At 28.2% G+C, this 15,935-nt stretch carries 16 protein-coding genes and 1 pseudogene; 12 read left to right on the forward strand and 5 right to left on the reverse strand.

Features of this window, described 5'->3' with window-relative positions; translation table 11 throughout:
- Positions 1-83: 83 nt before the first annotated feature.
- Genes LEQ07_RS05015 through LEQ07_RS05045 form a run of 7 tightly spaced genes read left to right on the forward strand, consistent with a single transcriptional unit; the run spans position 84 to position 4,326 of the window.
- Entirely contained in the window at positions 84-581 is a 498-nt protein-coding gene (locus LEQ07_RS05015) for a hypothetical protein (protein WP_263329749.1), read from the forward strand.
- A 12-nt stretch (positions 582-593) separates the two neighbouring features.
- On the forward strand, positions 594-1,226 hold the full coding sequence (gene eutD / locus LEQ07_RS05020) for an ethanolamine utilization phosphate acetyltransferase EutD (RefSeq protein WP_046823928.1): 633 nt from the start codon (positions 594-596) through the stop codon (positions 1,224-1,226).
- Positions 1,227-1,240: 14 nt separating this feature from the next.
- Positions 1,241-1,921 (forward strand): TIGR02536 family ethanolamine utilization protein, encoded by a 681-nt coding sequence (locus LEQ07_RS05025; protein ID WP_263329750.1) that lies wholly within the window; start codon positions 1,241-1,243, stop codon positions 1,919-1,921.
- 13 nt (positions 1,922-1,934) lie between these two features.
- Positions 1,935-2,207, forward strand: coding sequence for a EutN/CcmL family microcompartment protein (locus LEQ07_RS05030; protein WP_021429325.1), 273 nt, complete (start codon positions 1,935-1,937; stop codon positions 2,205-2,207).
- Positions 2,200-2,757 carry a BMC domain-containing protein gene (locus LEQ07_RS05035; protein WP_046823930.1) on the forward strand — a complete coding sequence of 186 codons (558 nt, stop codon included), beginning with the start codon at positions 2,200-2,202 and terminating at the stop codon, positions 2,755-2,757. The genes LEQ07_RS05030 and LEQ07_RS05035 overlap by 8 nt, the downstream gene beginning before the upstream one ends.
- A 2-nt stretch (positions 2,758-2,759) precedes the next feature.
- Complete coding sequence (gene eutH / locus LEQ07_RS05040; protein ID WP_263329751.1) at positions 2,760-3,851, forward strand: ethanolamine utilization protein EutH; 1,092 nt, start codon at positions 2,760-2,762, stop codon at positions 3,849-3,851.
- 1 nt (position 3,852) lies between these two features.
- A complete protein-coding gene (locus LEQ07_RS05045) occupies positions 3,853-4,326 on the forward strand; it encodes a cupin domain-containing protein (RefSeq protein ID WP_046823932.1) in 474 nt (157 codons plus the stop codon).
- A gap of 127 nt (positions 4,327-4,453) precedes the next feature.
- On the opposite strand, the gene LEQ07_RS05050 is transcribed toward LEQ07_RS05045, so the two are convergent.
- On the reverse strand, positions 4,454-5,695 hold the full coding sequence (locus tag LEQ07_RS05050; RefSeq protein WP_263329752.1) for a peptidoglycan-binding protein: 1,242 nt from the start codon (positions 5,693-5,695) through the stop codon (positions 4,454-4,456).
- A gap of 201 nt (positions 5,696-5,896) precedes the next feature.
- Between LEQ07_RS05050 and LEQ07_RS05055 the strand changes: the two genes are divergently transcribed.
- The 3 genes from LEQ07_RS05055 (at position 5,897) to LEQ07_RS05065 (ending at position 7,885) form a co-directional block, all read left to right on the forward strand.
- Positions 5,897-6,391 (forward strand): hypothetical protein, encoded by a 495-nt coding sequence (locus LEQ07_RS05055; protein WP_263329753.1) that lies wholly within the window; start codon positions 5,897-5,899, stop codon positions 6,389-6,391.
- On the forward strand, positions 6,345-6,845 hold the full coding sequence (locus LEQ07_RS05060; protein ID WP_263329754.1) for a hypothetical protein: 501 nt from the start codon (positions 6,345-6,347) through the stop codon (positions 6,843-6,845). Before LEQ07_RS05055 ends, LEQ07_RS05060 begins: the two co-directional genes overlap by 47 nt.
- A gap of 209 nt (positions 6,846-7,054) precedes the next feature.
- On the forward strand, positions 7,055-7,885 hold the full coding sequence (locus LEQ07_RS05065) for a sensor histidine kinase (RefSeq protein ID WP_263329755.1): 831 nt from the start codon (positions 7,055-7,057) through the stop codon (positions 7,883-7,885).
- Between the two features lie 40 nt (positions 7,886-7,925).
- Here LEQ07_RS05065 and LEQ07_RS05070 read toward each other — a convergent pair whose 3' ends face one another.
- The 3 genes from LEQ07_RS05070 to LEQ07_RS05080 form a co-directional block, all read right to left on the reverse strand.
- A complete protein-coding gene (locus LEQ07_RS05070) occupies positions 7,926-9,794 on the reverse strand; it encodes a hypothetical protein (RefSeq protein ID WP_263329756.1) in 1,869 nt (622 codons plus the stop codon).
- 2 nt (positions 9,795-9,796) lie between these two features.
- A complete protein-coding gene (locus LEQ07_RS05075) occupies positions 9,797-11,890 on the reverse strand; it encodes an efflux RND transporter permease subunit (RefSeq protein ID WP_046823935.1) in 2,094 nt (697 codons plus the stop codon).
- A gap of 76 nt (positions 11,891-11,966) precedes the next feature.
- A complete protein-coding gene (locus LEQ07_RS05080; protein ID WP_052952090.1) occupies positions 11,967-12,629 on the reverse strand; it encodes a TetR/AcrR family transcriptional regulator in 663 nt (220 codons plus the stop codon).
- Between the two features lie 186 nt (positions 12,630-12,815).
- Here LEQ07_RS05080 and htpG point away from each other — a divergent pair.
- Positions 12,816-14,688 (forward strand): annotated as a pseudogene (gene htpG / locus LEQ07_RS05085) (molecular chaperone HtpG).
- Between the two features lie 512 nt (positions 14,689-15,200).
- Here the strand turns inward: htpG and LEQ07_RS05090 are convergent.
- A complete protein-coding gene (locus tag LEQ07_RS05090; RefSeq protein WP_263329757.1) occupies positions 15,201-15,530 on the reverse strand; it encodes a hypothetical protein in 330 nt (109 codons plus the stop codon).
- Positions 15,531-15,695: 165 nt separating this feature from the next.
- Between LEQ07_RS05090 and LEQ07_RS05095 the strand changes: the two genes are divergently transcribed.
- Positions 15,696-15,833, forward strand: coding sequence for a hypothetical protein (locus LEQ07_RS05095; RefSeq protein ID WP_263329758.1), 138 nt, complete (start codon positions 15,696-15,698; stop codon positions 15,831-15,833).
- Positions 15,834-15,935: the final 102 nt, after the last annotated feature.

Consider the following 15,935-nt stretch of genomic DNA (forward strand, 5'->3'; position numbering starts at 1 on the left):
AAGATAAAGCTGATGTAAAACAAGAAAAAAGATATAAGTATGTTACTGTATTTGGAGCTAACTTAGACGAAAAACCTGAACATATGACTTCTTTAAACGGTAATTTACTTGTATTTAAAGATCATAAAAGAATTATTTTAAGAGGTAAGGTAGATTCCTTAGAAGCTAGAATTTTACAAGCTCAGATTTTATGTCAAAAGCATGAAATGAAAAAGTTACTAAAAGATCTTCAGGAAGTTTTAGTGTTTGTTAGAACTATAATGAGATATGAAGTTTTAGAAGAAAAATTAGAAGAATTTAAACTTTTAGGATTGACACCTGAAGAACTAAGAGAACAATCTCATTATCCTAAAAAATACTTTGGAATAGGTCATGAGTTTCCAAATTATGAAATGGGAGAAATGGTAGTTGAGATAAATAGTATAAGAACACTAACAAGAGAGGTTGAACTTGCTGCATATGAAGCTTTCAAAGGAGAATATGGACAAGTTGAAAGAGAAGATTTAATAAAAGCTTTAAACCGATTATCCTCAGTATTTTGGATTATGATCTATAAAATTAGAACAAATAAATATAAATAGTTGGAGGATAGCATGAATATAGCATTAGATAATATCGTAGATGAAGTTGTAAAAAGAGTAAAAAAAGAAGCGTTTATAGAAGTTGAAGCATCTGGAAGACATATTCATTTAAGTAGAGCGGATATAGATAAATTATTTGGAGTAGGTTATCAACTTACAAAGATAAAGGATTTATCTCAACCAGGGCAATATGCTTGTAAAGAAAGAGTTTGTATAAGTGGACCTAAAGGCGAATTTAAAAATGTTATAGTACTTGGACCAGAAAGAGCACAAACTCAAGTTGAAGTATCTTTAACTGATTGTTCTCAATTAGGATTAAAAGCCCCTATAAAGCAAAGTGGAGATTTAAACGGGACATTAGGGATAAAAATATACACAGAAAAAGATAGCATTGAATTAGAAAAAGGTCTTATGGTAGCAAAAAGACATGTGCATATGAATGAAGAAGATGCTAAAAAGTTCAACGTTTCTGACAATGAAGTTGTAAAGGTTAAGGTATTTGGAAAAAGACCATTAATATTTGATGATGTTGTTATAAGAGTTAACAAAAACTTTGAGACATTTATGCATATTGATTATGATGAAGCCAATGCATGTGGATTTAGCAAAGGATGTTTAGCTAGAATAATAAAAAATAATCTATAAGGTAGGTGATATGTATGGATTATGATAAGCTTATAGAATTTATAGTAGATGAAATATATAAAAAACTTGAAAATCAAGCTATAAAAGACAATAATGATCTTCCTAAGTGTGTATTAATGTGGGAAAGAGATGAAGAAAAATATAAATTCTTAAATGATAAATTTAAAGTTTTAAATTATAACAAAGATATAAAAGATTGTGATGTTTTAGTAATATCAAGGCTTTGTTTGAGAGGGCTTTGTAATTTAGCTATGGGAAATAGCGTATCAGATGAAGAACGTTTTATATTAAAGATGATTATGAGCGGAAAAAAAGTTTATGTAATGGAAGATGGACTTGAATATAAAAGGTACAAGCAAACAGCACCTAAGACTTTATATAATAAATATTTAAACTTTGAAAAAGAAATTAAGAGCTATGGAGTAGAAATTATAAATAACCCTAAAAGCATATTAAATGAAACTAAGGTTAACTACAAAGAGGAATATGTAAAAGACAATACAGAAATTAAAGTAAATGTAAATTTAACTGAGAATACACTTGATTTGAGAAGTAAAAAACTTATATCAGAATCTGATTTAAGAAAACCTCAAATAAATGGTATAGATAAAATTTTATTAGGGAAGAGAAGTTTAGTAACCCCACTAGCTAATGATTTTATAAGAATACACAACTTAAAAGTAGATAAAGAGTAAAGGAGATATTCTTATGGAAATTGGAAAAGTAGTTGGAAACGTTTGGGCAACAAGAAAAGATGAGAAATTATGTGGACAAAAACTATTAGTTTTAAAACTTTTAAAAGATAACGATTCATATTGTGATGGATTTTTAGTTGCAGCTGATAATGCAGGAGCAGGCAATGGAGATTTAGTATTAGTAACAAGAGGATCTGGAGCTAGAGAATCTTTGGAGGATAGATCTATACCAGTTGATGCTACTATAGTTGGCGTTGTAGATTCACTAGAGGTACATGATGAATAAAAGCATAGGCTCTATAGAGTTTAGAAGTATTGCAAAGGGAATTGAAGTATCTAATGAAATGGTCAAAAAATCTTATGTTGATATATTATACTTAAAAAGTATTTGCCCTGGAAAGTTTATAATAATTATAAGCGGTGATACAGGAGAAGTTAATACCGCTATTGAGTATGGACTTAGTATATCACAAGGGTTTGTCGTAGATAGTTTTGTTATAAACTCAGTACACGAAAGTATAATAGGTGCATTAAAAAACAAGTATGAACCTATAAATGAAGTTAATTGTATAGGGGTTATGGAAACTAGCAAAGTATGTGCAGGATTAAAAGCATTAGACAAAACATTAAAAAGTAGCGATACAACCATAATTAAACTTCAATTGTCATTTGCAATAGGTGGAAAACTTGTATATATAGTTTGTGGAAGTTTAAGTAGCGTAAATTACGGAATAGATGAAGGTAAAAAAGAGTTGAAGGACAAAGATGTGATACAAGCTTTAGTAATGCCTCATGTAGATGAAAAAATAATAAAACATTTAATAGGGAGAGGATAGCCATGAGTATAAATGAAATTATAATCTATATAATGGTAGCATTTATGGTATTGGGTGCTATAGATAAGTGCATAGGCAATAAATTTGGGTTAGGTGAACAATTTGAAGAAGGTATTGTTGCTATGGGATCACTTGCAGTTGCAATGGTAGGGGTAATATGTTTAGCTCCAGTACTAGCAGATGTATTAAGACCTATTATAGTTCCTGTATTTGATATGTTAGGAGCTGACCCAGCTATGTTTGCAGGTTCTATATTAGCAAATGATATGGGTGGAGCACCCCTAGCAATGGAACTTGCAAAAGATCCAAATGCAGGATTGTTTGGAGGACTTATAGTTGGAGCTATGATGGGACCAACTATAGTATTTATAATACCGGTAGCACTTGGAATAATAGATAAAGAAGATCAAAAATTCTTAGCAACAGGAATTCTTGCAGGAATAATAACTATACCTATAGGAGCGTTTATAGGAGGGTTAGTTGCAGGATTTGATGTAATGATGATAATTAAAAACTTAATTCCTATAATAATATTTGCAGCAATAATAGCTTTAGGATTATTAAAGTTTGAAAGTGCAATGATAAAAGGATTTACTTACTTTGGTAAAGGTGTTGTAATAGTAATAACTTTAGGACTTGCAGCAGCAATAGTTGAAGCTTTAACTGGAATTGTTGTAATACCAGGAATGAACCCTATTAGCGAGGGAATAGAAATTGTTGGAGATATAGCTATAGTTTTAGCAGGAGCATTCCCATTAGTATTTGTTATAACTAAAGTTTTCAATAAACCACTTATGGCTTTAGGAAAACTTTTAGGAATGAATGATATAGCAGCAACTGGATTAGTAGCAAGTTTAGCTAACTGCATACCTATGTTTGGTATGATGAAAGATATGGATGATAGAGGTAAGATTATAAATGTAGCATTTGCTGTATCTGCGGCATTTGTATTTGGAGATCATTTAGGATTTACTGCTGGATTTAATGCTGAGATGATAGCACCAATGATAGTAGCTAAGTTAGTTGGAGGAATTACTGCAGTTATTTTAGCTATGAAATTAGCAAACAAGATGTTAAAAAAGGAGAATGCTTAAGATGGATATAAAGAATTTAGATAAATCTATGTTAGAACAGTTAGTAAGACAAATAATACAAGAAAAGATAAATGGAAGTGAAAATAGTGTTGACTTTCTAAGAGATAAAGATGAAAGTGGAGTAATTTCTATAAAACTTCCAACTGTAAAAGTTGATGAGTCAAATAGATTAGATACAGGAAATCCAAGTGATGTAGTATATACTAAAGACTTATTTACATTAGAAGAAAGTCCTAGATTAGGATGTGGAATAATGGAGATGAAAGAAACTACATTTGATTGGACATTAGATTATGACGAAGTAGATTATGTAATAGAAGGAACTTTAGATATCATAATTAATGGAAAAACGGTATCAGCATCTGCAGGAGAGTTAATATTAATACCAAAAGGTAGTAGTATACAATTCTCAGTTAAGGATTATGCTAGATTTATATATGTAACTTATCCTGCTGATTGGGCTTCACAAAATTAAGCTAAGTTTAAAAATTTTGTAGTTATGAAGGTGGTAACAGTAGTTTTGCTTCCAAAGCTGGAAAGATGCTTTGAAGGTCGCTAAAACTTCTATTACCACTTTCACTATTTGTTTTTGCTATTTTAATTTATATTTCAAACTCTGCTATTTTAGTTACTGCTACATAAATTTTAGATATAGCATACCAAGTAGCAAAATCAACGTTTCCGCTTTGATTCATTCTAAATATTTCTTGGAATTTACGAACACTTTCTTGTGTTTTTGGACCGTAAATACCATCAACATCAACTTTAGGTAAAGCAGGATAAGCATTGGCTATAGCATTTAATTGATTTTGTATAGTTCTAACTGGTTCGCCTGTAGACCAAAGTGTAAGTGTATATCCTGGGAATGAAGAAGGAACTCCTTTTATCATATCCGTACCTTGAAGTCCTATATCTTGGCCGTAGTAATATCTTAAAATTTCATCAAACTTATAACCTTGATCTCCTAGATACTTACTTCCCCATTGAGTCATTTTACCAGGGCATTGAGTTTGAATTCCATCGCAGTATTGAGCTAATAGGGGTTGAGGATTTCCTTTTGGTCTTTGAATATATACATTAAATATATTATCAACAACGATACTTATAGTATCGAAAATATTTCTATTGTATATAAATTTATGGTCATATGCTGTAGTAGATGTAATTGTAAAATCATATCCCATATTTCTATACCATTCAGTATAAACTCTATTTAAAGTAAATGAAACTATAGCTACTACATTTGCATATATTGTTTCTGTTGGCCATGTAGCGTAAATCTCAGAGCTTGCAACGTTTTTAATATAATCTCTAAACGGGATCCAATAATTAGGTGCATTTTTATCACTTGGCATACCATCATGAACTATTATATATTCTGGAACTACAACATTTGATAAAACAAATGGTATTGGTTTTAAGTCGTCTTCAAGTATTGTAGGTTGATAATTTCCGTATAATACGTTATCACTAATTTTATAAATTTTTTTAGTTTTAGTAGTAAAAGCAGATATTTTTGAAAGTGAAATATTTTGAATAGCTTCTACAAGAGGAAGAATTTGAACTCCTTGTATTACAACTGTTTGATAACCTTCTTTAGATATTGTTAGTATATACGTACTGTAAGCCCTAGGTGAATTAGGAACTTGAGAGTAAATAAAATTTGGTGCATCTAATGAAATTTTTTTTATCATACCGGATGAATTGGTAATGAGATTTTTATAAATATATTTGCTTTTTGTGCTTCCTTCTTTAGGAATTGCACATATATTTATAGAAACTCCTTCAATTGGGAAGTTTGTAATTTCATCAGTCACTTTAATCGTCAATAATCCCTTATACAAAAAAATCCCTCCTAAATAATCTATTAGTTTATATGTATGTATAAAATATTTAAAGTGTACCAGTTGTATTATTAAATTGAACTTATGATATAAATGAATAAATTTAATAATGTAAAATTTATGAAACAGAAGGTAAAAAGGAGCTATATGTAGAATTATTATATTTGAAGTACATTTAAGTAAGGGCAGGGAGACTTTTTAATGAAAAAAAAGCGGGGAACGAAAAAATATATTTTTATATTCATATTTGTTTTTATAATCTTTTTCAAAGTTTTTAATTATAGGGTACAAGCATATGAAGCATACGAAAAAGAATCTAGAGGATTTAACGTTTTGGTATTAAACTCATATAATCAAGGGCATCACTGGGAAGCAGCTATAATGGATGGGCTAGAATCTTATTCTAAAAAAAATCCTGATGAGAGTATAAACTTTAAAATAGAGTACCTAGATTTTAGAAACAATTATAATGACGAATATATAGAGTCATTAAAACATATGTTAAATGAAAAGTATCCAAGGGGAAGTATAGATGCTATATATACTGTAAATGATGAGTCTTTTGAAGTATTTAATAAAGAAGTTTTAAATCAAAATAGCAGTTTTTACAAAATTCCGTTAGTATTTAGTGGAGTAGATGGAAAATTAGATGGAAGTAAAGAAGAAAAAATACATGGCGGGTATATATCATGGTGATGATAGTTTAAGTTTAATGAACTTGGTCTATTCACTTAATCAACAAACTAAAAATATAAATTTAATAGTTGAAAAGTCTAAGTATGGAGAGTCTATAAAAAGCGAGATTAATAAATTGATAGACACTTATTTAAACGATCAAATAGATATAAATTACATACAAAGCAATTACAGTGAAGATATAATATCTAAATTAAAAAAGTCAGATGATAAGCCAGATACTATAAACATTATAGCTGGTGAATTTCAGTGCAAAAAATCAAGTGGATATGTAGAACCTAAGGATTTAATACGTGATATTAAAAAGTATAGTAGTTCACCTATATATTCAAATGATCAGACTTATCTACATGCAGGTATTATTGGAGGACACGTAGATATAGGACAAGAGCAAGCGAAGATTATATGTGATATGATAGTAAAAATAAAAAATGGAACTCCTATTGAAAAATAAAAGATGAGGTAGAGCCATCTGCAAAGGCGTATGTTGACTATAAAAGTATATATGAATATGATATAGATCCTTTTGATGTAGGAACAAATGTAAACTTAATAAATAAAGGGCAATATGAACTATTAGCTCCAACATGGATGAAATACTTATTGCTTATTTTGCTTGTATTTTTTTTAATATCTATTGTATTTGTTACTAAAGCAGCTTCAATGTATAGAAAAGATATAAAAAAACAATTAGAAGACGAAGAAAAAGCAAAAGAACGTGAAAAATTAAAGTCTGACTTCATAGTTAACTTAAGTCATGAATTAAGAACACCTATAAATATAATATTGGGCACAACTAAACTTTTAGAATATAATATATCTAAGGGGAAAGCTAAAGAAGATGATGTCATAGATAAATTAGAAAATATAAATCAAAACTCATACAGATTATTAAAAATATCAAATAATATAATAGATATGACGAAAGCTGAGTGTGGAATGCTTAGCTTGAATTTAGAAAATTGTAATATTGTTAGTATAATAGAGGATGTTTTTGAATCAAGTATTGAATTTGCAAAAATAAAAAATATCGGTATGATATTTGACACGAAATATGAAGAAATAATAACAGCCATAGATGTTTATCAAATGCAAAGGGCTGTGTTAAATCTTTTATCAAATGCAATTAAGTTTACAAATGAAAATGGTGTTGTAGAGTTATCGATATATAAGGATAAAGAGGATATCATTATAGAAGTAAAAGATAATGGAGTAGGAATACCCGATAATAAGATAAACTATATATTCCAAAGATTCTACCAAGTCGATAACTTATATACTAGAAAAAATGAAGGTAGTGGAATAGGCCTTTGTATATCAAAAGAAATAATAGAAATTCATGGAGGCAAAATAGAGATAGAAAGTAAACTTGAAAAAGGTTCATTATTTAGGATAATTATTCCAATTAATATTGATGAAAGTTTGCCTGAGTATGATCCTTCAAATAATGTAGATACAAATAAAATTGTGAATTTGGAAATGTCAGATATTTAAAAGAATATAAAAAGAAGCTGTAAAAACAGCTTCTTTTTATTTAGTCATTTATTTTCATTATAAACTTAACTTTTCCATCCATATCCTTATTAAGGCCAGAGAAGTTATTATAATCTTTAGATAGTTTAACCATTTCATCTTTAACATCTACCAAACCTTGTATATCAGATAATTTAGTATTTCCTTCTTTATAGATTTTATCTAGCCCATCTTTTTTTAATTTATTAACCCCTTTATATAATTCGCTAGATCCTTTTGCTAGGTCATTTGTTCCTTTTAAAAGTTTGCTTGAATTATCATTTAAAGATTTAGTACCATTAACTAAACTTTTACTACCTTGAGATAGTTGGTTAGTACCTTTGCTTAGTTCACTTGTTCCTGCAGCCAACTTTTTACTACCATCTTCAAGTTTATTAGTAGCTGCTGATAATTGTTTTGAACTACTGCTTAAAGTTGAACCAGCATCTACTAAAGATTTGAAATTAGAGCTAAAACTATTTGAACCGGATTTTAATTTTTCTAGTCCAGCGCTTAAGCTATTAGCTCCACTTACAGCACTGCTCATTCCATCTTTTAAACTATTTAGCCCACCTCTTTGACCTTCAGACACTTGATTTAAAGAGCCTGCTAATCCTCTTAATTGATTAGCAACTTCTGGATTAGATTCGTCCAAAGCTCCAGCTATGTTAGCTATCCCTCCAGCGACTTGGTCTATATTGTTTGTAGAAGCTATTAAACTATCTACACCGCCAGATCCATTAGAAAGGCCAGAACTAAGTGCATTAGCACCATCGCTAGCACTATTAATTCCGCTGTTAATAGCTGAATAAGCATCGTAAAGCTTATTAGTATTTCCTACAAATGATTCAACACCGTTAGAAAACTTGCCTTGAGAATCATTTAGTTGACTAAGACCGCTACTTACACTTTTTGCTCCATTATCTAAAGATGGAGCTGATTGATTTAATTTATCTATCCCACTGCTTAGATCTTTAGATCCTTTATCTAAAGATTTTACACCTTTATCAAATTTTGCGAAATTAGTGTTTAATTCATTATTTCCGTCCAATAATTTTTTAGATCCATCTAATAAATCATCTCCACCTTTTCTTAAATCATTTAAAGATTTAGATAAATCATCTAATGTAGAGTTTTTATCAATTCCTTTAAGCTCTGGAATTTTTGGAGTTGCCATAACCATTATATTAGGCATTTTAAATTTATTTGCATTTCCTTCAATAACTAGTGTGTCTTCTAATTCTAAATAATCTTCTATATCTTTACTTAAATCTAAGCTTTCTCTTAAACCAGGGAAAGAGGCAAATGTTACACTAGATTTTTTACCATCGTCTAAAAGTTCTCCACTATTTATTTTTATATTTTTAAAATTATCTCTTTCAAATAAAACTTCAGTAGCTGTTAAAAATGGTACATACATATCTCTATTTTTACCGTTTACTTTACGTATTCTCTTTTCATTATTTTTAAGGTCTATAGTTATTTTAAATTTACCTGACTTCCCAGTGATTTCCTTAGCACTAACTTTCTTGCCATTTAATTCATATTTAACATCTACATCAATAGGGAGTTTTTTAGAACTCTCTCCTTGGTAGTATAAATCCTCTTTGTTAACATTCCACTCAACCGAATCATCCTTTATTACAGGCTTTTCATCACCTTTTACATTTTTTATATTTTTAAGATTACTAGAATCAGTAAATTTTCCAAGCTTTTCATCGCTGTTTATCCAAGTAGAAACAATAGTTTTTTCAACGCTACCATTATTATTTAATATGGCATATACAGTTTCTTCTTTTTTTACATCTGCAAAGCAAATTCCAGTATTTAAAAATATCATAAGTGTAGTTAAAGTAGCTATTGAAGCTTTTGGTAAATTAATTCTTTTCATCCTTATATATCCCCCTTGTTTAAATTTTTAGGTTGTGGAGTCACGAACCCTTTACTAGTTTTTATTATAAATTTGTGGCAAACTAATAAAATTGCAGGAAGCATAAAAATGATTATAAACATACTTATGATAGCTCCTCTTGCCATAAGTGAACATAATGCACTTATCATTTCAAGTTTAGAAATAAGTCCAACACCTATTGTAGCTGAGAAGAATGATAAAGCGCTTGTTACAATTGATCTTGCACTGCTTTGTATTGAAGCTGTCATAGCTTCAAACTTATTATCATTTACAGCTAACTCTTCTTTAAACCTAGAAGTTAAAAGTATAGCATAGTCAACAGTTGCACCAAGTTGAATAGTACCTATTACTATTGATGCTATAAAAGGTTCCACAGTACCTGTATAGTAAGGTATTCCAAGATTTATGAATATAGCTGATTCAATTGCTAAAACTAATAAAATAGGTAAAGAAAGTGATTTAAACACTATGGCTATAATTACAAATATAGCTATTATAGATACTAAACTTACTTTTTTAAAATCTGTGTCAGCAATTTTTATAAGGTCATCAGTTAAAGGTGCTTCTCCTCCAACTAAACCATCTCTGTCGTATTTATGAACTATATTATTTAGCTTATCTATTTGAATTCCAGCTTCATCTGTTGCAGCTCTATATTCAGAATTTACTATAAGTTGTTCGTATCCTCCAGATTTAACAGAGCTTATTAAATCACTTGGAAGTATATCTTCAACTATTGCAGGCCCTATTATCTTTTCAAGTGCAACAACTGAATTTATTCCATCTAAATTCTCAATTTCTTTAATCATTTGCTCAACTTTATAAGAATCAAGTGAATCCTTAACTAGAATTATATTTGTACTATTCATTTTGTAGTCATCTTTTAATTTATTTGTAGAAACTATAGATGGTAAATCATCAGGTAAAGATTCGTCTAGGTTATAATAAACTTTTGCATTTGATGAACCTATTAAAGATGGTATAAACATCAATAAAAATAGAACTACTAATAATTTGTAATGTTTAACAACTATTTGTGATGATTTTTTAAATGTAGGTAAAATTGGTTTGTGTTTGTATTTATGAATTTGCTTGTCAAATAGTAGTATAAGAGAAGGTAGTATAGTAACTGTACATAAAACTCCTAGTAAAACTCCTTTTGCCATAACTAAGCCCATATCCATTCCAAGAGCCAAATCCATTGCACAAAGAGCTAAAAACCCTGCTACTGTAGTTAATGAACTACCAAATACTGCTGTTGTTGTATTTGCAATAGCTATGGCCATTGCATCTATATGACTATCGTATTTTGACCTTTCTTCATCATATCTATGAAGCAAGAATATGGAGTAGTCCATGGTAACTCCAAGTTGTAATACAGCACTTAGAGCTTTAGTTAAATAAGAAATTTCACCAAATATTATGTTACTACCAAAGTTATAGATTATCGCAAATCCTATACTAAGTAAAAATATAAATGGAGTAACATATGAATCCATTGTAAAACTTAAAACTATCAATGTAAGTACTACAGCGACTATTACATATAGTGGAGTTTCTTTATCTGAAATGTCTTTAGTGTCTTTTATGATACTTGCCATACCACTTAAAAATGCTTGCTTTCCTGTAACTTTTCTTATTTCTTCCACAGCATTTAATGTTTTAAGAGCTGCAGAACCTTCTTCTAACTTAATAACCATAAGCGTTGAATTTTCAGTATATAATAAGTCAGTTACATCTTTTGGAAGAAGTTCTCTAGGGACTGATAAATCTACAGCATCATCAACCCATAAAACATCTTTTACACCTTCAACTTTAGTTAACTTTTCTTTGAGTTTAGATACATCTTTATCTTCCATGTTTTCAACTATTAACATAGCCAAAGATCCGCAATCAAACTCATCTTTAAGTATTCTTTCTGCTTGAGTTGTCGATAAATTATCTGGTAAATAACTTAAGATATCATAGTTTATGTCTGTGTTTAAAAAGCCAATTGCCGATGGAACTAATAATAGTATAGCTATTAATAAAATCAACTTATTTCTTTTAGCTATTTGTTTTGACAATCCCCTCATCTAAAGTTTACCCCCCTCTAAAATATTTAGGCATGCCCAAATTTGTTTACAAAATAGATTGTATGAGTAGTACAACCTATATGTCAAGTATATTTATGTTTTTTATTATTTCATTAATTTCTATGTTATTTGTTACTTCCTTAGTATCTAAAATAATTTGAATTACTTTTTCTTGTCCTATATTTAATAGTAACAGTCTAGTTTTTATTGTACTTTCAATAATTTCATCTAGTGTTAAGTTAATATCATTTTTATAAAATCTACGTAAAAGTTCATCTTCTCCAGCTGAACCAATTACAATGCTTAGGCTTATATCTTTTTCCTTAAAATCAAAATTTAATTCTCTTAAATTGGACTTTAATATTTCACCTAGAGTTTTAAGATATTCTTTTCTTACTGAGTCTATTTCAGATGCTTCTATGTATACTCTAAATAAAGATTGATTGGTTGCTATAGTCTTTATATATATATACTGGGTTATTGCATAACTAAGTAGAGGATCTATAGACTCACTACTTGATCTCTTTGTATGAAAATAAATTTTTTCAATTAAGTTTTTATAAAGATATAAAACAATATCTTCTTTTTTCTTAAAATAATAGTATAAATGTCCTCTCCCTAAATTGCAGACTTGTGCTATTTGTCTTATTGTTGTTTTTGTATACCCCTGTTGAATAAAAAGTTTAGATGCTTCTAGTATTATTGTATTTCTAATGTCATCCTTGTTTTCAAACTCCACATTCATCACCTCTTTAATTTTGTTTATAGTATCATTTTAACAACATTTTTTTGATTTGTAATCTATTTTAAAAAAATTAGCACTCTGATATTGACAGTGCTAACAAAGATGGTAAAATAATAAATGTAGGGGGATTTACTTTATCCCAATTTTATTTAATAAACATAAATTTAAGGAGGAGATAAAATGGAAAATAAAAAAGGAAACATATCAATACATACAGAAAACATATTTCCTATAATAAAAAAGTGGTTATATTCTGACAAGGATATATTTGTAAGAGAGCTTATAAGTAATGGTTGTGATGCTATAAATAAATATAAAAAATTAGTATCACTAGGGAAGTAGAAAATAAACAAGAACAAGATTATAAAATTAATGTAATAATAGATAAAGACAGTTCAACTCTTATATTTAAAGATAATGGAATCGGGATGACTGAAGAAGAAGTTGAAAAATATATAAATCAAGTTGCATTTTCAGGAGCTGAAGACTTTGTAAACAAATATAAAGATAAAATGAGTGAAGAAAATGATATTATTGGACACTTTGGATTAGGTTTTTATTCAGCTTTTATGGTAGCTAGCAAAGTTCAAATAGATACTTTATCATACAAAGAAGGAGCTCAAGCTGTAAAATGGATAAGTGAAGGTCAAACAGAATATGAACTTTCAGCAAGTGAAGATAGAAATTCAAGAGGTACTACTATAACTTTATTTTTAGCTGATGATAGCAAAGAGTTTTTAGAAGAATATACAGTAAGAAGCATAATAGACAAATACTGTTCATTCTTACCTGTAAATATTTACTTAGATGTTAGAGATAGCTCTAAAGAAAAAGATGAGAATAGTGAAAATGAAATAAAACCGTTAAATGATACTTATCCTTTATGGTTAAAATCTCCAAAAGATTGCACAGATGATGAATATAAAGAGTTTTACAGAAAAGTATTTAATACATTTGATGAGCCATTATTCTGGATACATCTAAACGTAGACTATCCATTTAATTTAAAAGGAATATTATATTTCCCTAAATTAAAAAATGAATTTGAACTTATAGAAGGTAAAGTTAAATTATATAATAACCAAGTTTTCGTTGCAGATAACATAAAAGAGGTTATACCAGAGTTCTTATTATTACTAAAAGGTGTAATAGATTGTCCGGATTTACCATTAAATGTATCTAGAAGTTTCTTACAAAATGATAAAGATGTAAGTAAAATATCTAAGCATATAATTAAAAAAGTTGCAGATAAACTAAAATCACTTTATAAAAATGAAAGAGACAACTTTGAAAAATTCTGGGATGATATACAAGTATTTATTAAATTTGGATGCTTAAAAGACGAAGGATTCTATGATAAGATAAAAGATATTTTATTATTTAAAGATATAAATTCAAATTATATTACACTTAATGATTATTTAGAAAAATGTAAGGGAAAACATGAAAATAAAGTATTCTATGTAAGTGATGAAGAACAGCAATCACAATATATTAAGTTATTTAAAGATTATGATTTAGATGCAGTTATACTAGACTCTAGCATAGATAATCACTTTATATCTTTTATAGAATTTAAAAATCAAGGAGTTACATTTAATAGAATAGATGCAGATTTATCAGATGTATTAAAAGACAAAATGAAGATGAAAACAAAGAAAATAAAACAGAAATAGAAAACTTATTCAAAGAATATGTTAAAGATAAAGTAAAAGAGTATTCTGTAGAAAGCTTAAAGAGCGAGGACACTACAGCTATAATATTAGTATCTGAACAATCTAGAAGAATGGCTGAAATGAAATCTCAATTTGCAGGAATGGATCTTGGAATGAGTTTTGAAGAAGAAAAAACTTTAGTTATAAATGACAATAGCCCTATAATTAAAAAGTTAGTATCTTTAAAAGACGATGAAAGCAAAAAGGATCAAATAGAATTAATATGTAATCAAATTGTAGATGTTGCATTACTTGCAAATAAAGAATTAGACGCTAAAGAATTAGATGAGTTTATAAGTAGAAACAATAAACTTATGAATATGTTAATAGGTTTATAGGGATAAAGGAGTGTTGATATGATTTGCTACACAAGCTGAAAAGATGCTTGAAATGTAGCTAAATCATATTAATACTCCTTTTATATATCTATTTACTTTTAATAGTGGTTAATTTATTATATGAGTGGAGAGAAAAAATTGAATATTAAATACGATGATTGGTGTGAAAATTTGGAAGGTTCCGAAAATAGATTGATATATATATACAAAAATGTTATATTTGAATTATAAAACGCAATGTTTATAAAATGACAAAAAAAGTATGGGGGACATGATTATGAAAAAATTATTATCTATATGTTTTATGCTTGTATTATCAATTATGACATTAATGGGATTTTTAAATCAAAAAAGAAAGAAAAAAATAGTTTAAGTGCAATAGTTATAAATAGGATTTGTATATTGGAGTATCTAGATGTATAAATGAAATTATTATAAAAGGGTTCGTTATTATATATTGAAATACAAGCTGAAAAGCTTTATAGTATTTTATATATAATAACGAACCCTTATTAATTGTAATTTATTAGATGGATTTTATATATTTTTATTATTTTTTCTTCCTTTTTTATTTTGTTTTCAACGACTTTACCTACTACAAACTTTACTATAGCATATAGAACAATAGCGATAATAGCAGAAGTTATACCTTGTTTTAGATTAGTCCATAATAATAGTACTCCTACAGATAAACATATAAAACCATTTATAGATCCATTTATCTGGTCTTTAGAATAAAAGAAAGGAAGTCCTTTACACTTCTCTATTCCAGAAACTATAAGCCCATAACCTATAAACAAAAACCCTAGAATAGCTCTTATTCCAATTTCAGTACCAATCATTAAAAAACCTCCTACAAAATCATATTTACTATAAGCGTAGTCACTTTATAATAAAAAAGTCAAGTAACAAAATTTTATACTGATTTTTGAGGATTGTTTGATAATATAAATTTAGGGTAATATTAATATAGTTTAAACACGGGAAACTTGAGGAGAGAAAAGATTTTGAGAAACAATATGAAAAAAATATTTATATTTGTATTAATTATAGCATTTATATCTTTGGGAGGGGCAGCTATAGACGGAATATATGATAATATCTATACTATTAAATTAATAAATACTGAAAATGAAAAATGGTAGGAGATTTATCTAAGCAAGATATAAAAATATATGAAGATAAAATAAAAATGAATTAAACAATAAATTAATCAAAATTTTTTCAAAATTAAAAATAATAAAAAT

Source organism: Paraclostridium sp. AKS73 (assembly GCF_025671395.1).
Classification (GTDB): domain Bacteria; phylum Bacillota; class Clostridia; order Peptostreptococcales; family Peptostreptococcaceae; genus Paraclostridium; species Paraclostridium benzoelyticum.